Source organism: Natroniella sp. ANB-PHB2, assembly GCF_046097105.1.
GTDB lineage: Bacteria > Bacillota > Halanaerobiia > Halobacteroidales > Halobacteroidaceae > Natroniella.
The window spans coordinates 1323299-1341579 of sequence record NZ_CP175562.1 but is presented as its reverse complement, the minus strand read 5'-3'; the positions used below and the strand labels follow the sequence as shown (position 1 = coordinate 1341579).

Here is an 18281-nt window from a genome sequence, read left to right as displayed (position 1 = left end):
ATTAAATTCTAGGTGGGGTGATATTAATGAAAAAAGCAGTAGTTTTATTTTCAGGAGGTCTAGATTCGACGACAGCTTTGTACTTAGCAAAATCTAAAGGGTATGAGGTTTATGCCTTGTCATTTGCGTATGGTCAACGACATGATAAAGAATTAGAAGCTGCTCAGCGAGTGGCAGAGGAAGTAGGAGTAGCAGAGCATGTAGTCGTACAGACTGATTTTGGTAGCTTTGGAGGTTCAGCATTGACTGACGAAGAGATAGATATTCCGGCTGCTAAAGAGGATTCAGATGAGATTCCAGTGACTTATGTACCAGCCCGAAATATGATCTTTTTATCCTATGCTGCATCTTATGCTGAAGTGGTAGGTGCTCAAGATATATTTATTGGAGTTAGTGAAGTTGATTATTCTGGATATGTGGATTGTCGCCAAGATTTTATTACAGCGATGGAGAATGCAATTAATCAAGGTACTGTCTGTGCAGTGGAAGAAGGGGAAAAGATTCAGATTCAAGCTCCATTTATTGGCATGAATAAGGCTGAGGAGATAGAGTTAGGGATGGAGTTAGGGGTTGATTATGATCTGACTTGGTCTTGTTATCAAGGTGAAGAACTTGCGTGTGGAGAGTGTGATAGTTGTAAATTGAGGCTAGAGGCTTTCGCAGAGGCGGGATATCAGGATCCGGTAGAGTATCAAAGTAAGTAGTTTAAGGTTGAGTAATATTACAATATTGTGGCACTTTCAAAAAAAACAGGGAACCACGAATGAACGCAAATTAACACTAATTTAAAATAATAATTTGTTAAAAATATAGATATTACTGCAAAATGTCCTTAATGATTAAATTTTAGATTGCAGGGTTTTGATTTTATTTGAAGAATTATGCGACTGCGATAAGGGCAGATAATTTTACAGATTGATCTTAATGTTTTAAGTAAGAGAGATTTGATTTTAATAGTTGCACAAATTCAAATTCTTCTTGATTTTTTTGGCTACTTTTTTATCAAGAAAAAAGGTAGCACGGAAGAAAGTTTGATTTTTAATTTTTTCGTAAATATGGGTTTGAGTGTGATTTTTATAAAGGAAAAGTGACACAATATATCAATAAAGTTTAACTTTAATTTTGATTTTAAGGCTTTCAACTGTAAACTGTACATTGATTTTTATAAGGAGGGAAAAGAATGGGTAAGTTAAGCATAACTAAGGAATTTACGTGGGATATGGCTCATATGCTGGCAAGCCATCAAGGTCTATGTAAGAATTTACATGGACATACTTATAAATTACAGGTTGAGGTAACTAGAAACTCTGAACAATTAATCACTGAATCTGAAGCTGCTTCAGGGATGGTCTTGGACTTTAAAGATTTAAAGAAGGTGGTTAAAGAAGAGATAATTGATCCCTTTGATCATGCTTTTGTTTATTGGACAGGCTCTTCTGATGTTGTGGAGCATCAAATAGCTGAACTGTTACAAAAAGAAGGTAGAAAGGTAGTTAAGGTTGACTTTAGACCGACTGCTGAAGAGATGGCTGTTTATTTTTTAGAGGTTTTAAATGCTAAGCTTGAAGGAGAAGGAGTTAGAGTATCTAGAGTTAAAGTCTGGGAGACGCCGACCAGTTTTGCTGAGATTAGAGAGGATGAATAAGATGGAGATTGAGGAATTTAGAGAGACTAAAATACCAGTAGTTGAAATCTTTAATAGCATTTCGGGAGAGGGGATTTCTGCTGGAGAGGTAGTTACTTTTGTTAGAGTAGCTGGCTGTAATTTGAGGTGTAGTTATTGTGATACTGAATATAGCTATGAGCGAAATGGAGAAGATGTTAGTTGGATGCTACCAGAGGAGATAGTTGAGCAGGTGAGTGAATTTGGCTCACAAAAGGTTATCTGTACGGGAGGGGAACCATTGGAGGTTAAGTACCCTAAGAGGTATCTACCACTTTATCTAGCTGTTAAAGGTTTTGCGGTTAGAATTGAGACTAATGGAAGTTGTCCCCTTTATAATAATCAGGAATTTAGAAGCTTTTTAACTGATAGTCTGTTGGCCCAGATCAATTATACAGTTGATGTTAAGTGTCCAAGTTCTGGAATGTTTGAGTATGATCTATTAGGGGAAAATGTAGAAAGGTTAGATTCTAAAGATGAATTAAAGTTTGTAGTTGGAAGCCAAGAGGATATTGAGTATGCTGAAGATATCATTGATAATTACAAAGAGATCTTAGCAGCAGAAGGTGTAGTTGTTAATTTTTCTCCGGTGTCTGGAGAACTTCCTCCAGCCTATTTAGTCGATTATTTAACTGCTAAAGAAGAATATTTTAATAATAATGGCTTAAAGGTAAGATTAAGCCTTCAAATTCACAAAATTATTTGGCCAGAAGAGACACGGGGTGTTTAAATATGAAAAATAAAGAAACTAATCAACTAAAAGATATTCAAAATCAAGAAGGGGACTATGGATTTGCTATTAATAAGGTAGGAGTAGATGATCTAACTTATCCACTTAAGATCAAAGCTCGCAGTGGTGAAGTAATTTCGACGGTTGGGAAGTTTGCTCTGGCTGTTGATTTAGAAAGAAATTTAAAGGGGATTAATATGAGTCGTCTACCAATCTTATTAGCCGAGTTAAGAGCGGATAATTGGATCATTGAGCGGATGAAACCTGATTTAAAAGAGGTACTTAAATCTATGCAGCAGAGAATGGAAGCTAAGGATGCTTATTTAGATGTAGAGTTTGATTATTTTATAGATAAAGAAGCTCCGGTTTCTGATTTTAGAGGGTTAGTACCCTATAAGTGTAGAGTAGAGACTTCATTACAAGAGGTTGAATATGATCATATTTTACAGGTAGAGGTTCCGGTGACTACATTATGTCCTTGCTCAAAGGAGGTTAGTGATTATTCAGCTCATAACCAACGTGGTTATGTTCAAGTTGCTGTTAGGTATGAAGGGTCGATTTGGATTGAGGAGCTGATTGAACTGGTAGAGGAAGTAGCCAGTTGTGAGGTTTATTCGATCTTGAAAAGGGAAGATGAAAAGTATATCACAGAAAAAGCCTATCGCAATCCACGTTTTGTTGAGGATATAGTTCGTTTAGTAGCACAAAATTTGGCTGAAAAAAAGGGAGTTACTTGGTTTCGAGTCAGCAGTAAGCATCAAGAGTCAATCCATCCTCATGATGCTTATGCTACCTTAGAAAAGTGGAAGAGATAGTTTAAGTCAACTATTAATTAAGAAGCTTAATTTTGAATTATTAAATATTAAATGTTGTGGGGGAGTGTAAAATGAAATTAAAGTATGGAGTAGAAGAGTTGGAATTTGATTTTAATCGTTTGCCGGCAGCTGAAATATTAGAACCTAATGAACAAGAAGGATTGAAGAAGCCGTTGGATAGGGTTAGTGAAAGGTTAAAGAATCCACTAGGAACTAAGCCACTAGTAGAGCTAGCTAAGCAGAAAGAGCCTGAACAGGTTGTAATAGTAGTTAATGATGTCAGTCGCCCAACACCTTATCAGGATTTATTACCACCATTGTTAGCAGAGTTGGAGGAAGCAGGAGTTACAAAAAATGAGATTACTTTTGTGATTGCTACTGGAATCCATGACCCTAATACTGCTGAGGAAAATGAAGAGATTTTCGGCAAGTGGTTAGCACAAGGGTATCAATTTGTCTCTCATAATCCAGATCAAGACTTGGTTGATTTAGGAAAACTAAGTTCAGGTAATCAATTAAAGGTTAATCGAAAGGCTATAGAGGCTGATTTATTAATTACGATTGGGGTGATTGCTCCGCACTATTTTGCTGGTTTTTCTGGAGGAAGAAAGTCAATCTTACCAGGTATCGCAGGGCGAGATAGTATTCAATTCAACCATGCAAAAATGGTTCAGCTAATTGGGAATTTACCACCGGTAGAGGAGAATCCAGTCAATTTGGAGATGATTGAAGCAGCTAGAAAAGCTGAGGTCGATTTTATCTTAAATGTAGTGACTAATAGTAAAAAGGAGATTGTTGAGGTAGTAGCTGGAGATTTAGAGCAGGCTTGGTATACTGGAGTTGAGACTTCAGCTCAGATGTATCAGGTGCCGATCAGTCAAAAAGCAGACCTTACCTTAGTTAGTGCAGGAGGTTATCCAAAGGATATCAATGTTTATCAAGCTCAAAAAGCCCTCGATAATGCTAATGCTGCAACAAAAGCAGGAGGGACAGTTATTTTAGTAGCAGAATGTAAAGATGGCTTAGGTGAAGAAATTTTTGCTGAATGGATCAATGACTCTCAAGCCCCAGAAGATAATATTGATAGAATAAAAGAAAGGTTTGTTTTAGGAGGGCATAAAGCCTTTGCAATCAGTAAAGTTGTGTTAGATAAAGAGTTTTTACTTATCTCTGGACTTAGTCAAGAGCTATCTGAAGCTTTGTTTGCTAAGAAGGTTGGAGCAATTGATGAAGCCTTAACTTATGTTGAAGAAAAATATGGTGCAGATTATCAAACGGTTATTATGCCTCAAGGTGGACTAACAGTTCCTGTGATCAGGTAGCTTAAAATAGCTTTTGAACTGTTGATGATTAACTCTTTATAACAAAAGAGGTTTGCTGATAGCTGTATCACGTGGTGACACAATATATCAAACACCCGTCAATTTATGAGAAAAAAATTGTTAACTATCGCTTATTAAATATAATATCCAATAATTGATAATAATTACCTTTGACTATTTTTGACTATTAGTGCTTTGTTTTTTATAATTATAATTGCAAAAAATAATTAACAAGGAGGGGTGCTTGATGTTTGGTTTAGTGCCATTCCGCAAGGGTCGTAAGCGTGGAGAAATTGCTGATTGGAATGACGACTTCTTTGAGACTGTTGGTTCAAATTTCTTTGATGACTTTAAAGACTTAGGTAATGTTGGTTTTAGAACTGATATTAAAGAGACAGAAGATGAATATGTGATTCAGTCTGAGTTGCCGGGGTTGAATAAGGAGGATATAGACTTAGAATTAACAGATGATCTGTTGACAATTTCTGTTGATAATCAAGAGGAGATTAAGGAAGAAAGGGAAGATTATATTAGGCGAGAAAGAAGAACTGGTAAGTATCAACGTAGCTTTGGAATAGGAAATATAAAGGAAGATGAAATTAGAGCAGAGTATGAAAATGGAATTTTAGAAGTAAGATTACCTAAAGAAGAGAGTGGAAAAACAAAAAAGAGAGTAATTGAGATTAATTAAATATAAAAATAAAGGTCAGAGGGGTAACTTCTCTGACCTTTATTTTTATTAGTTAGAAATTTTTTAGGTATGGAGCACTCAAGCCCAATAAAATTTAATCTAAATCTTATCTTTACTAATAAATTTATTATTAGCTGGCAAAGATAGAATTAATTAGGAGCTAATATAACAAAAAAGGTGAGGGTCATGAAAAAGGAATTTAGCAATTTTCAACAACAACGGATGGAGATCTTTCAGGAGTTAGTAAAACGAATCTGGGCTGATGGCTTGAGTAGTGAGGAGTTAACAGAATTATTAACTTGGCTACAGGAGCGATATAATTATCCTGATCAAGATTTAAGCTTTATCAAGAATCAAATTAGGATTAATATGGGGCTTGCACCCAATAAGGAAGAAGGGTTTAGCACTGAGTTAGATGAACTTAAAGATCTGACCAAAGTTGAGAAACCGGTTGTCAATAAAATAGATGGAATCTGTCAGTATTGTGAAGAGGACTCTGCTGAATGTTATCATCAAATGTGTAAGTATGAAACTTTACAGTATCGGCGTAATCACGGGCCAACGATAACTAATGACAGATGTTTGGATTGTGGAAAATCTGTTACTAGCTGTCCCTTTGGAGCTTTGGCTGATAAGATTGAATTTATTCCTTTGATTAATTTATTAAAGAAGCAAGATACTAAAGTTTATGCAGCGGTTGCTCCTTCGATAGTTGGTCAGTTTGGGGCTGATGTATCTTTGGGCCAATTAAGAACAGCATTTAGGCTATTAGGTTTTGAGGATTTGGTTGAGGTGGCATTATTTGCTGATATTTTGACAATTAAAGAAGCAATTGAGTTTGATCAATTGGTTTTAAAGCAGGATGATTTCTTTTTGACCAGTTGTTGTTGTCCAGTCTGGATCAGATTGGTCAGAAATAATTATCCTGAGCTATTTAAGCATATGTCTCCTTCTGTTTCTCCAATGATTGCTTCGGGTAGGGTCTTAAAGAAATTATATCCAGGTGCTAAGGTAGTCTTTGTTGGCCCGTGTATCGCAAAAAAATCTGAAGCTAAGGATGAAGATTTAGCAGGAGCAATCGATTTTGTGTTAACTTTTAGGGAGTTAGCAGAGATATTTAAGGCAATAGAAATTGATCTTAAACAACTTCCTGCTGATAAGAAGGATCAAGCTTCCTTTGCAGGTCGTGTTTATGCTAGGACAGGAGGGGTCAGTTTTTCAGTTAAGACAGTAGTTAATCGGATTGCTCCTAAAAGGTTGATTAAATTTAAGCCTGAAAAAGTGGAAGGTGTCAGGGAATGTCAGCAGGTTTTAGATAGGTTAACTACAAGTGAAAATTTTGATGCGAATTTTATTGAAGGGATGGGCTGTGTTGGTGGCTGTGTAGGAGGGCCAAGAACCAACCTTGAGGTTGAAGAAGCAACTAAGTTGGTTAATCAATTTGGAGAAGATTCATTGATTATGACTCCATTCGATAATTTAAATGTGATGAAGATACTTAAGCAGTTAGGAGTGCAAGAAGTTGAAGAAATAGTTGCAGATGAGGAAGTCTTAGCCTTATTGGAGCGGGAGCAGATTAATTAATAAGGATAGTCAAGCCACTGTCTTTGTAGATGGTGGTTTTTGTTTTTTAAGTTTGAGCTTAAACTTATTTCAGAATATTTAAAGGGAAAAGATCTGAAAAATAGAAATAGATTAAAAAGCTTGGAGGAGATAAAGATGCTGTTAGGGATTGACATAGGAGGTACCCATACTGATGGTGTTTTATTAGAGGGGAGCAAAGTGGTAAAGAAAATAAAACTACCTACTGATAAAAATAATTTAGCGAAGACAATTTTGACTAGTTGTCGTCGATTAATTGCTGATCTAGATATAGAGCAAGTGGAAAGGGTCGTTTTAAGTACAACATTAGTTACAAATTTAATTATACAAGAGGAGTTTGAGGAGGTAGGATTAGTACTCTTACCAGGAGCTGGATTAAATCCTGCTTGGTATAGTTATAGTCCTGTTACTAAAATAATTAGTGGGACAGTTGATCATCGAGGACGAGAGGTAGAAAGTATTGATCAACAAGAGCTAAAAGAAAAAGTTGCTTGTTTAGTTGCGGAAGGGATTGACAAGCTCAGTATCTGTGGTAAATTTTCTACTCGTAATCCGCAACAAGAATTGAAAGCAAAAGAGATAATTGAGCAAGAATTTCCTGAGGTAGAGAGTATGGTTTTAAGCCATCAAGTAGTAGGACAGTTGAATTATCCGCGGCGAATTGCTACTACTTACCTTAATTCTATCGTTCAGGGTAGATATGTTAACTTTATTGATGCTATCAAAGAAGGATTGGAGAAATTAAACTTGGCTGTGCCGCTTTATATCTTGAAGGCAGATGGTGGAACAATGCCACTAAAGGATGCTTATCAACTACCGATTGAGAGTATCAATTCCGGGCCAGCAGCCAGTATCATGGGAATGTTAGCTACTGTAGAGTTTGATGGAGTTACAGTTGGTCTTGATATTGGAGGTACGACAACAGATATTTCTTTATTCGTTGACGGAGAACCGTTATTTGAACCGGCCGGAATGGAGCTTGGTGGTTATCAGACCTTAGTGAAAGGTCTGTATAATCAATCGCTTGCTTGTGGTGGAGATAGTTTAATCAAGGTTGAAGATGGGGCTTTGAAGGTTGGCCCGGAGCGGAAGGGAGTTGCTGCTTGTTATGGAGGCCCGGGCCCTACTGTGACTGATGCTTTAACTATTTTAGGCTTAATTGAAGTTGGAGAGCAAAAGAAGTCTAAAGTTGCTTTAGAGCCGTTAGCTAACAGCTTAAACCTATCAATAAATAAATTAGCCAAGGAAGTTATTCAGTGTTACATAACTAAGGTTAAAGATAAATTAAAGGAGATATTGGCTGAACTAAATAATAGATCTGTTTATACGATTAATCAATTATTAACAGAAACTGAAATTAAGCCACAACAGCTAGTGGGGATTGGTGGGCCAGCTCAGGCTCTAACTCCTAAGCTAGCAGAGGCATTGGACTTGGAATTTGTAATGCCTAAGCAGGCTGAAGTAGCCAATGCTATTGGTGCAGGGTTGGCCAAGGTGACTAAAAGCTGTACTCTATATGCTGATACTGAACAAGGATACTATACTATTTCTGAGTTGGGAATTAAGAAGCAGGTGGGCCAAAGTTTTAATTTGAAAGATGCTAAGCGAGAGATTAAAGCGAGATTACAAGAAGAGCTTACTGGGCAAAACCCGAAGATTGAGATTACGAAAGCCGAGTCTTTTAATTTAGTACGAGGTTTTAGGACGGCAGGAAGGATTATTGAGGTGACAGCACAGAGGAAACCAGGCATAACGAAGAGCAATGAATAATGAACATTTAATAGTGAATAATTAAAAAGCATTGAAGAGTTAAGAGCAAGCAATTGACAGTTAAGAGTAAAATTTCAAGATCAAGATCTTAAGGGTTCTTATCTATAGGTTTTCAATTTTAAAGTAAGATTTATAAAGCTTTTAATTTTTTCTATCTACTGTTATCCAACTTGACTTTAATATATTTCAAATTACAGTTAGATGACAATAACCAGTATTGATGCTTTTGGTTTTATGCTAGTTTTATTGTTAAGTGGTTTTGAATTTCAACTATTAAATATTCAATATTAGATATTAAATAGCAGTGTATTGAGGGGGAAAAATGATGAAGGTTAAAGCTAAAAATAAATTAGGGTTGATCTTCTTTCCAGCGTTTGATTGGGCGATTTCACCAAGCCATCCTGAACGAGAGGAGAGATTATTATATACCAAAGATCAGGTCTTAGAGGAAGGTTTATTTGATATTGAAGGAATAGAGGAGTATAATCCAATTGTAGCTCGATTAAAAGATGTAGATCGAACCCATATCTGTATCCCTAGTACTGAAGAAATAGTCAGTGAACCACATTTGATTTCGGCAGGAGGAGCCATTAAAGCTGGAGAGTTAGTGATGGAGGGTGAAGTTGATTCTGCATTTGCGATTATTCGTCCACCAGGACACCATGCTTTTCAGATAGTCCATGGTGCCCGTGGTTTTTGTACCATCAACAATGAAGCAATTATGGTTGAACACCTACGCCAAAAGTATGGCTCTGATTTAAAGGTTGCATTTGTTGATACTGATGCTCATCATGCTGATGGAACCCAGAACATATACTATAATGATCCTAATGTCTTACATATTTCGATTCACCAAGATGGGCGTACTTTATTTCCTGGGACAGGTTTTGTAGATGATTTAGGTGGTCCTGGTGCTTTTGCTAAGACGATCAACCTACCTTTACCTCCTAATACTACAGATCAAGGGTTGCATTATGCTGTGGATAATTTAATTCTACCTATTCTGGATGACTTTGAACCTGATTTGGTAATTAATGCAGCGGGCCAAGATAATCATTATAGTGATCCTTTGACTCAGATGAGAATTACAGCTCAAGGATATGCTAAACTGAATGAAAAGTTGAATCCTGATATTGCGATTTTACAAGGGGGGTATTCGATTGAGTCGGCTCTACCTTATGTTAATGTAGGGATTATCTTAGCTATGGCAGGTTTGGATTATAGTTATATTAAGGAGCCAGATTATAATCCTCAAATTACTGAACAATCTGCTCAAATTAGCGAGGATATTAAGAAGAATGTTGATTATTTATTGGAAATTTGGCAGAAACGAGAGCAGATTGATTTGCAAGATAGATTTACTAAAGAGGGGTATTATACTACTCAACGCAGTGTCTTTTATGATACAGCCCAAATTAGCGAAGAGCAGCAACTAAAGATCAGGTTATGTTCAGATTGTTCAGGGGTAATGATGATTGATTCTCAAGCACTTCCTAGTTCTGTTGACCCGGTTAAGGTGATCATACTTCCTTATCGTTGTTGTGAGGAGTGTCGGAAGATAGGTTATCAAGAATATGAAGTTATAGAGGAAAGTTCTCGATTTACTAGTGTTTATTTGCAGGATAAAGATAATGATCAACTACTGTGCACAGAGAACTAAGAAGTTAGAAAGAGTTGGTTACATAAGCAGGAATTAAATTGATTATCTTAAAATAAAATTATAAAGGTAGTTTAATTTTAGCAGTATAAAATATAGTAGTAAATAAATTGGAGGGATTAAAGTGGCAAATATTAGAGTTGGGATTGTTTTTGGAGGGAAGTCTGCTGAACATGAAGTCTCTCTTCAATCGGCTAAAAATGTGATTGAAGCAATGGATCAAGAAAAATATGAAATTGTCTTAATTGGGATGGATAAACAAGGGCGCTTATATTTAAAAGAGAATTTAGATTTTCTATTAAATGATAGTGACCCTACAAAGGTTAAGTTGAATAAATTAGATAATGAAGTTTCCTTAATTTTAGGAGAGGGAGCAGAGCAATTAATTACTATTAATGATTGTAAAGTCTTAGAAGAGCTTGATGTAGTATTTCCTGTTCTACATGGCCCTTATGGAGAAGACGGTACAGTGCAAGGGTTGTTTAAGTTAGTCGATCTTCCTTTTGTTGGTGCAGATGTCTTAGGGTCAGCTGTAGGAATGGATAAAGATGTAATGAAAAGGTTGTTGCGAGATGCAGGAATTTCAATTGCAGATTTTTTAACATACCATCGTATTGAGCAAGAAAAAATTGATTTTGCAGAAGTTAAAGAGGAATTAGGAATGCCAGCTTTTATTAAGCCTGCAAACCTCGGTTCTTCAGTAGGGATCAGTAAAGCTACTAATCAAACTGAACTTGAGAAAGCTGTAAAATTAGCATTTCAATTTGATAATAAAATTATTATTGAAGAAGAGGTTAAAGGAAGGGAAATAGAATGTTCTGTTCTTGGTAATCAAGAACCGATTGCTTCAATACCAGGAGAAATACTTCCTCAAGAAGAATTTTACTCTTATGAAGCTAAATATATAGATGGAAATGGGGCAGTTTTAGAGATGCCAGCAAAGCTTAATAATGAAGTGGTAGAAGAGGTACAAAAATGTGCAATTGAGACATTTAAAGTGCTTTGTTGTCAAGGAATGGCTCGAGTTGATGTATTTGTTAAAGAAGATCAGCAAATAGTTGTTAATGAGATCAATACTATTCCTGGTTTCACTAAGATTAGTATGTATCCTAAACTGTGGGAGATTAGTGGAATTTCTTATTCAGAATTGATTGATCGATTAATTGATTTAGCTATTGAGCGCTATAATAATAAAAAGAAATTAAAGACGTCTTTTGATTTTTAAGAATAAAATTATTCTTAAATTTGCTTCCGATATATCCCCTTTCATTTGATATATCATATCTAATGATAGATGATATATCGGTTTTTTATATCTCTGTTATTGTTAATTTATGTTCTTTTTATTCAATTACAAAGGTTGTTGTTGAAACTTGTTTTTTAGCTATTTTGATAAATTAAGTTAATACTTAAATTTTAAATATAAAGGAGCTTAAATTATGAAAACAGAAATTTCTACTACTACTGAGAGTAATCCACATATTAAATTTTTATTTTCTTTATCAACAGTTTACATAGCAGTTAATGTTAACATACAAGGATTTCTCTCCTTAATGCCTCTAATTAGAGAGGATTTTTTGCTCAATCGTAGTCAAGTTGGTCTTTATTCTAGCTTTTTATTTTTGACAGCTACTGCCATGGCTTTACTAAGTGGGCGGATTGTTGATCAAATCGGTTCTAAGCGTAGCTTAACTTATGCTCCAATTTTAATGGGCAGCTTTATTATTTTGCATAGTATTGTACCGCGATTTTCATTTCTTCTTCTTCTAGCTTTATTTGCTGGCTTTACTTTTAGTATTATTACCCCATCACTTAATAAGGCAGTTATTGATCGAGTTGAAGAGAAGAAGCGAGCATTTTCAATGGGAATTGTGCACTCAGGTGGTGGGGTTGGTGGTTTTATTGGAGCTAGTCTTTTACCGGTATTAGCTTTAAATTTAGGTTGGAGAAAGACGATATTTTTTGCTGGTTTTTTACTTGTTTTAATTGGATTTTATATGGCTAAAACTTATCAAGAGCAACAGATTGAAGGTGAAGATAGTAATTTAGAAAGTGAAGATATTTCTTTTAAAGATTCGTTGCTTACTTTATTTAAAATGAAAAAATTAATGGGCCTTGCTATATTAGGGGTTGCTTTTGGTACTGCATTAGGAACCATTCCAGCTCATTATACTCTTTATTTGACTCAAGATCTTACTTTGGATATCACTAAAGCTGGTGTAGCGTTAGGGATAGTGCAGATTGGTGGTATTGTTGGTCTCTCTTTTTGGGGTTGGATAAATGATAAGCTAATGGATGGTGAACGAAAAAAAGGGATGATTTTGTTAGGGGTTGTTCTAGCAGGGATGATCTTTTTATTTAATTTTTATTTAAATTATACTCAGCCTTCATTCTTACTGATCTTAGTCACTTCTTTTTTATTAGGAACTACTAGTTTAGGTTGGATGGGAATTCATTTTACAACCATAGCTGAACTGGTTAGCAGTGAATTTATAGGGATTGCTACTGGATTAGGGCTTGTTTTTACTCGATTAGGAATGTTATTAAGTCCGCCACTTTTTGGTTATTTGGCAGATTTGACAGATAGTTATTATTATAGCTGGTTAGCAATGGGAATGGTAATTTTAATTTCTACTTTTATTTTTGCATGGTATGAGAGATAATTTAGAGTGGATAGAATGGAGTTATGAGTTGGTTTTTTCAATTTATAAAGGTTTAAAACAAGTTGACAGTGATATATATTTTTTTTATAATACAAAATATAAATCTAATATTCTAAAAATGTTGTAAGTAAGGTTGCATTTGTTTGAATTTAGGAAGGATGGTACTGAATGGGTGAAGAAGTTCAGGAAAGGGATATATATAGTCTAATTGAAAATTATAGCTTAGCTACTAATGTTGGGTGCAAAGCTTTTGATAGTGAAGGTAATATGATTACCGAAATTTCAATTGGTAATGAATCTTCTTTTTGTAAATTAATTTGTGATTGTGAAGAAGGGAAAAAAGACTGTAAGCAGTCATATATTAACGGTGGTTTACAAGCAGAAAAGTTAGGAGAAGCTTATATATATTCTTGCCCTTATGGATTGGTTAATTGGGCCGTTCCAATTTTGGAAAATAATAAATTGAAATACTTTTTAACGGGAGGGCCAGTCTTAATTTATCAAGTAAATGATCTATTATTGAAGAAAATAGTTAAGCAAAATTCATTATTAGAAGCTAAAATTGATGAAATCGAGGTAAACCTGAGCAGCTTAAATAAGATAGATACTGTAAGAGTTAGGCACTTAGCTGAAATGTTGATGCGATTGGCTAAAGGATTAATGGCTGATAATATTGATGAATTGCGAAAAAGAAGAGAACTTAATGAAATTAATGCTAGAATTGCTGAGACTGTCCATAGTTTAAAGCAAGATAATGAAGGGAATGAAGTATTATATCCTTTTGAAAAAGAAAATGAGCTGATCTCTAAAGTTAAGTTAGGTGATAAAGAAGGGGCTAGAGAAATTTTAAATGAGATTTTAGGATTTATTTATTTTCAAACCGGCAGTAAGTTTGAAATGGTTAAATCAAAAGCAATAGAGTTAATGGTTATTTTAGCTAGAGCATCGATTGAGATTGGAGCGGATCTAGAGGTTATTTTTGGATTAGAGTATATTTATTTAGAAGAGATAAATCAAGTTGAAAATATTAACCAACTTTCTGGATCTTTAGCTAAAGTTTTGGATAGATTTATAGAAGCAACTTTTGTCTTAAAGAATGTTAAAAATAAAGATATTATTCGGCGAGCAATGAAATATATTAGAAAAAATTATGATAGAAATATCAAGTTAGATCAAGTAGCATCAGAAGTTGGTCTTAGTGCTTCTTATTTTAGTAAGTTATTTAAAGAAGAATTAAATATTAGTTATATAGATTATTTAAATAGAGTTAGAATCGAAGAAGGAAAGAAATTATTAGAAAAGGAGTATCCTTTAGCTGATATTGCTCAAATGAGTGGGTTTAATGATCAGAGTTATTTTTCTAAAGTGTTTAAGAAGCTTGAGGGAGTTTCACCTGGTAGGTGGAGGTGTGAGGGAAATAAAGGAAGAATCAAAGCAGAAGAAAGATAAAATAGGATAATATTAAGAAAGTTCATAAGGGAGTAAGGATGTATTTTATCATCTTTACTCCTCTGGTTTTATAATTTAAAGGTGTTTTTGTAAGTGATTACTAACTTTAATCTTTATTAAAGAAAAGAGGGGGCTGTTAAATGGAGCATCAAGTTATTGTTTGGCAAAATAATGAAAGAAAGGTTTTAACAGCTGATAAGGGCCAAAATCTTTTAGAAGTATTATATCAAAATGATACTCTTTTAGATACTCCTTGTGGTGGCCAAGGTCATTGTGGCAAATGTAAAGTTAAGGTGTTATCTACTCTTTTTCCAGTCAGTTCTAAAGAAGAAGAGCTGTTATCAGAGAAGGAAGTAGAAAATGGGTTCAGACTAGCCTGTTTAACCACAATAACAGCAGATATGGAAGTAAAAGTAGAGGACGATGTTGAACTGGATATTTTGACTGAAGGAATAAATCAAGAGATTGATTTGGATTCAGAAATAAAAAAGGTTATTTTTGAAATTGAAGAACCTAATTTAGATGATCAACGTGACTTTTTAACCAGAGTACAAGAAAAGACTAATACAAAAAGAATAACCTTAAAGGCATTGCAGCAATTAGATCAAGTCGATAAAAGGGGAAGTTTAACGGCTGTAATTAATACTGCCAGGCAAGAGGTTGTTGGAATTAAGACAGGTAAGAATAATCAACTCTATGGGATTGCTGCTGATATAGGTACTACTACTGTTGTTTTATATTTAATTGATTTAAATACAGGAGCGGAAGTGGATACTTATTCATTCAATAATCCCCAAAAGATATTTGGAGCAGATGTGATCTCAAGGGTTAACTATACTTTAGGTTCTCAGAGAAAGGTTGAAGAGTTGCAGGAGGTATTGATCAGGGAGTTTAATGATGGGATATTAAGTTTGGCTGATAAAAATGAAATTGAAACTGATGATCTTTTAACAGTGATTTTTGTAGGTAATACAATTATGCTACATACACTAATAGGGTTAAGTGCTGAATCGATTGCTAAAGCACCATATACTCCTATCTTTACTGAAGAGATTGAGTTAAAGCCAAATCAACTGGGGGTTAATATTAATTCGACAGGGTTAATCAAGCTTCTACCTTCGATATCTGGCTACATAGGATCGGATATAGTAGGAGATATGTTAGCTGTTAACTTTAATTCTTTTGTTGATAGTTGGAACTTGATAATAGATATTGGGACCAATGGAGAGATGGTCTTAGCTAATCAAGATAATATCTATACATGTGCTACTGCTGCTGGTCCTGCTTTTGAAGGGGCTAAGATTACTTTCGGTGTAGCTGGAATATCCGGGGCAATTGCAGAGTATAAGATTATAGAGCAAGGTAAAATTGAATACCAGACCATTAATAATCAACCAGCTAAGGGCATTTGTGGTTCAGGTTTATTGGATATTGTAGCAGAATTGCTCACAGCAGGTTTTTTGAATAATAAAGGGGCTTTTTATAAAGATGAAGAACTAGAACCTTGGCAGCAAGAGAGAATGACAGAGTATAGAGGGTTCAGATCTTATATAGTTTTAACAGCAGATGAAGCAGGGATTGAAGAGGATATCTTAGTAACTCAAAAGGATATTAGAGAGGTTCAACTGGCTAAAGGAGCAATTGCAGCAGGGATAGAAGTACTATTAAAGAAAGCAAATATTGATTATGAAATACTTGATAATTTATATTTGGCTGGAGGATTTGGAAATTATTTAGATCCACATAGTGCTTGTGTTATTAATTTATTACCAGAAGAAGTAGAAGAGAAAATTATTCAGATTGGGAATGGTGCTGGAGTAGGTGCTAAGATGTATCTGATGGATCAAAGGATTGCTTCTTATGTTGATCAATTACGGGAGCAGGTTGATTATATAGAATTATCTTCTAGTTCAGATTTTCAAAAAGAGTTTATGAATTTAATGGAGTTTTAGGTATGGAAGAAGGGGGTAAGATGAAAAAAGTAGTTATTTCTTGTAGTGTATTTTATAAGGAGTTGTTAGATTTGACTGGTGATGAACAGATTACTATTGAATTCTTACCACAAGGTCTACATGATATTCCTGACTGCTCAAAGATGAAAGATCAAATTCAAGCAAAGATTGATCAAGTTGAAGCTCAAAAAGATTATGACTATATTATTTTAGCTTATGGTTTTTGTAGTGGCGGAGTTGAGGGTTTACAGACAGAGAAGGCAAGTCTAGTAGTACCGATAGTACATGACTGTATTCCATTATTATTGGGTCAAAAAGATATTAAAGATGATTTAGATAGTAATAGAACTTTTTATTTGAGTCGAGGTTGGATTGATTGTAGTGGAGATACCTATAAGCATTATCTAGCAATGACAGATCAAATTGAACAGTGGATAGATAGGTTTGAGCAATATCAAAAAGAAGATGAAGATGCACTGGTAGAATGGCCTGATTTAGATCAATATAATATAATAAGAAGTTATGATCAAGATACAGCAGAGTATATTAGCTATCAATGTCTGAAAGGTTATCAGATGATTGCTTTGATTGATAATGATAAATTGGCCCCAATCCATTATCAATATGCTCAACAGATGCATAATTTTATCGAAGATATCTTAATTAGGAATGGTGGGCAGAAGCTAGATTATAAAGAGGTTGAAGGTAGTCTGGAATTTTTAAAGAAGTTACTCTACTTTGATCAGTTAGACAAAACTGAAAGAGAAGAGTTATTTTTAATTACCCCCTCTAAAAAACCATTACAATTAGAGAAATATATTATTTAAAATCAATAAAAATTAAAACAACCAGAAATCATTATATCTCCTGGGTTTAGATTTTTTTACTTATTGGGGTTTAATAGGTTTTGATTGGGCTGATGACTGATAGTTGATGGTTGTGTCACGAAGAGATATATTATATCAATAATAATTAAGGGATTGGATATACTATGTTTAGAAAGAGGGGAAGTGTTATTAGTATTATTGAATAAGTTTTTTATCAATCAATAATTGACAAATTAGTTTTAATGTAGTAAGATAAATTTGAGTTAGATTAGACGTCTGACGAGTGATGTTTTATTGGTACAGGTTGAGATTATTTTAATTACATATTAAGGAGGAGATTTAAAATGCCAATTCATATTGAAGCAGAGCAAGGAGAGGTAGCTGATATTGTTTTATTACCAGGAAATCCACAACGGGCCAAGTATATGGCGGAAAAGTTTCTAGATGATCCAAAATTATATACTGACTATAGAGAGATGTATGGGTATACAGGGACTTTTAATGGTGTAGAGGTCTCAATACAAACGACAGGAATGGGAGTTCCTTCGACTGGGATTATGCTTGAGGAGTTAAAGATGTTAGGTGCTAAAACATTAATTAGAGTAGGGACTTGTGGTGCTTTAACTGAAGAGTTAGATCAGGCAGATGTGATTATTGCTCAATCTTCTGCTACGATTGGTACTACAGTTAATCAGATGCAACAGGATATTACGTTGGCCCCGCCAGCTGATTTTGAACTGATTAAAAATTTATATGATAGTGCGGTTGAGTTGGAAATGCCTGTTCATGTAGGTCAAATTGCTACTTCTGATTATTTTTATGGAACTCCAGAAGAGCATGTTAGACAATTAGCTGATTATGGTGTTTTAGCAGTAGAAATGGAGACAGCAATGATTTATCATACTGCCGCTAAGTATGGATTAAGAGCTGCTACTGTTCTAACTGTTTCTGATCATGTCTTTAGTCAGATTAGAGCTGACAAAGAAAAGATCCAACAAGGTGTCGATCGGATGACAGAGATGGTTTTAGATACTGTGACTAAAGTTTATGGTTAATAATAAGAAATAAATAAATTTAATAAGATTATTTTAAAAATTAGGTCTAGTTAATAACTAGACCTAATTTTTTACATTAAATCAA

General features: G+C 34.6%; 15 protein-coding genes. All 15 read left to right on the top strand.

All coding sequences use genetic code 11. The annotated features are described in order from the left end of the window. The first annotated feature begins 26 nt into the window (after nt 1-26). Complete coding sequence (gene queC / locus ACKF5P_RS06660) at nt 27-704, top strand: 7-cyano-7-deazaguanine synthase QueC (RefSeq protein WP_408954436.1); 678 nt, start codon at nt 27-29, stop codon at nt 702-704. Between the two features lie 476 nt (nt 705-1180). Then, complete coding sequence (locus ACKF5P_RS06655) at nt 1181-1645, top strand: 6-pyruvoyl trahydropterin synthase family protein (RefSeq protein WP_408954435.1); 465 nt, start codon at nt 1181-1183, stop codon at nt 1643-1645. 1 nt (nt 1646) lies between these two features. Beyond that, on the top strand, nt 1647-2393 hold the full coding sequence (locus ACKF5P_RS06650; RefSeq protein WP_408954434.1) for a radical SAM protein: 747 nt from the start codon (nt 1647-1649) through the stop codon (nt 2391-2393). A gap of 2 nt (nt 2394-2395) precedes the next feature. Next, nucleotides 2396-3208 carry a GTP cyclohydrolase FolE2 gene (gene folE2 / locus ACKF5P_RS06645; RefSeq protein WP_408954433.1) on the top strand — a complete coding sequence of 271 codons (813 nt, stop codon included), beginning with the start codon at nt 2396-2398 and terminating at the stop codon, nt 3206-3208. Between the two features lie 71 nt (nt 3209-3279). After that, the gene (gene larA, locus ACKF5P_RS06640; protein ID WP_408954432.1) at nt 3280-4530 is read left to right on the top strand and encodes a nickel-dependent lactate racemase; all 1251 of its coding nucleotides are present in this window, start codon (nt 3280-3282) and stop codon (nt 4528-4530) included. Between the two features lie 247 nt (nt 4531-4777). Beyond that, nucleotides 4778-5221 (top strand): Hsp20/alpha crystallin family protein, encoded by a 444-nt coding sequence (locus ACKF5P_RS06635; RefSeq protein WP_408954431.1) that lies wholly within the window; start codon nt 4778-4780, stop codon nt 5219-5221. 186 nt (nt 5222-5407) lie between these two features. Continuing rightward, complete coding sequence (locus ACKF5P_RS06630; protein WP_408954430.1) at nt 5408-6805, top strand: [Fe-Fe] hydrogenase large subunit C-terminal domain-containing protein; 1398 nt, start codon at nt 5408-5410, stop codon at nt 6803-6805. A 135-nt stretch (nt 6806-6940) separates the two neighbouring features. Beyond that, complete coding sequence (locus tag ACKF5P_RS06625) at nt 6941-8593, top strand: hydantoinase/oxoprolinase family protein (RefSeq protein WP_408954429.1); 1653 nt, start codon at nt 6941-6943, stop codon at nt 8591-8593. A 325-nt stretch (nt 8594-8918) separates the two neighbouring features. Continuing rightward, the gene (locus ACKF5P_RS06620; protein WP_408954428.1) at nt 8919-10253 is read left to right on the top strand and encodes a histone deacetylase; all 1335 of its coding nucleotides are present in this window, start codon (nt 8919-8921) and stop codon (nt 10251-10253) included. A 121-nt stretch (nt 10254-10374) separates the two neighbouring features. Next, a complete protein-coding gene (gene ddlA / locus ACKF5P_RS06615; protein WP_408954427.1) occupies nt 10375-11475 on the top strand; it encodes a D-alanine--D-alanine ligase in 1101 nt (366 codons plus the stop codon). A gap of 214 nt (nt 11476-11689) precedes the next feature. After that, on the top strand, nt 11690-12913 hold the full coding sequence (locus tag ACKF5P_RS06610; RefSeq protein WP_408954426.1) for an MFS transporter: 1224 nt from the start codon (nt 11690-11692) through the stop codon (nt 12911-12913). Between the two features lie 168 nt (nt 12914-13081). Further along, on the top strand, nt 13082-14362 hold the full coding sequence (locus tag ACKF5P_RS06605; RefSeq protein WP_408954425.1) for a PocR ligand-binding domain-containing protein: 1281 nt from the start codon (nt 13082-13084) through the stop codon (nt 14360-14362). 140 nt (nt 14363-14502) lie between these two features. Then, nucleotides 14503-16314, top strand: coding sequence for an ASKHA domain-containing protein (locus tag ACKF5P_RS06600; RefSeq protein ID WP_408954424.1), 1812 nt, complete (start codon nt 14503-14505; stop codon nt 16312-16314). 2 nt (nt 16315-16316) lie between these two features. Next, nucleotides 16317-17141, top strand: coding sequence for a DUF1638 domain-containing protein (locus ACKF5P_RS06595; protein WP_408954423.1), 825 nt, complete (start codon nt 16317-16319; stop codon nt 17139-17141). Between the two features lie 344 nt (nt 17142-17485). Further along, nucleotides 17486-18196 carry a DeoD-type purine-nucleoside phosphorylase gene (locus ACKF5P_RS06590; protein ID WP_408954422.1) on the top strand — a complete coding sequence of 237 codons (711 nt, stop codon included), beginning with the start codon at nt 17486-17488 and terminating at the stop codon, nt 18194-18196. Nucleotides 18197-18281 lie beyond the last annotated feature (85 nt).

What these genes read in the sequence shown, in the direction of transcription:
- queC (WP_408954436.1), top strand. Translation starts at nt 27, where the DNA reads ATGAAAAAAGCAGTAGTTTTATTTTCAGGAGGTCTAGATTCGACGACA.
- ACKF5P_RS06655 (WP_408954435.1), top strand. Translation starts at nt 1,181, where the DNA reads ATGGGTAAGTTAAGCATAACTAAGGAATTTACGTGGGATATGGCTCAT.
- ACKF5P_RS06650 (WP_408954434.1), top strand. Translation starts at nt 1,647, where the DNA reads ATGGAGATTGAGGAATTTAGAGAGACTAAAATACCAGTAGTTGAAATC.
- folE2 (WP_408954433.1), top strand. Translation starts at nt 2,396, where the DNA reads ATGAAAAATAAAGAAACTAATCAACTAAAAGATATTCAAAATCAAGAA.
- larA (WP_408954432.1), top strand. Translation starts at nt 3,280, where the DNA reads ATGAAATTAAAGTATGGAGTAGAAGAGTTGGAATTTGATTTTAATCGT.
- ACKF5P_RS06635 (WP_408954431.1), top strand. Translation starts at nt 4,778, where the DNA reads ATGTTTGGTTTAGTGCCATTCCGCAAGGGTCGTAAGCGTGGAGAAATT.
- ACKF5P_RS06630 (WP_408954430.1), top strand. Translation starts at nt 5,408, where the DNA reads ATGAAAAAGGAATTTAGCAATTTTCAACAACAACGGATGGAGATCTTT.
- ACKF5P_RS06625 (WP_408954429.1), top strand. Translation starts at nt 6,941, where the DNA reads ATGCTGTTAGGGATTGACATAGGAGGTACCCATACTGATGGTGTTTTA.
- ACKF5P_RS06620 (WP_408954428.1), top strand. Translation starts at nt 8,919, where the DNA reads ATGAAGGTTAAAGCTAAAAATAAATTAGGGTTGATCTTCTTTCCAGCG.
- ACKF5P_RS06610 (WP_408954426.1), top strand. Translation starts at nt 11,690, where the DNA reads ATGAAAACAGAAATTTCTACTACTACTGAGAGTAATCCACATATTAAA.
- ACKF5P_RS06605 (WP_408954425.1), top strand. Translation starts at nt 13,082, where the DNA reads ATGGGTGAAGAAGTTCAGGAAAGGGATATATATAGTCTAATTGAAAAT.
- ACKF5P_RS06600 (WP_408954424.1), top strand. Translation starts at nt 14,503, where the DNA reads ATGGAGCATCAAGTTATTGTTTGGCAAAATAATGAAAGAAAGGTTTTA.
- ACKF5P_RS06595 (WP_408954423.1), top strand. Translation starts at nt 16,317, where the DNA reads ATGGAAGAAGGGGGTAAGATGAAAAAAGTAGTTATTTCTTGTAGTGTA.
- ACKF5P_RS06590 (WP_408954422.1), top strand. Translation starts at nt 17,486, where the DNA reads ATGCCAATTCATATTGAAGCAGAGCAAGGAGAGGTAGCTGATATTGTT.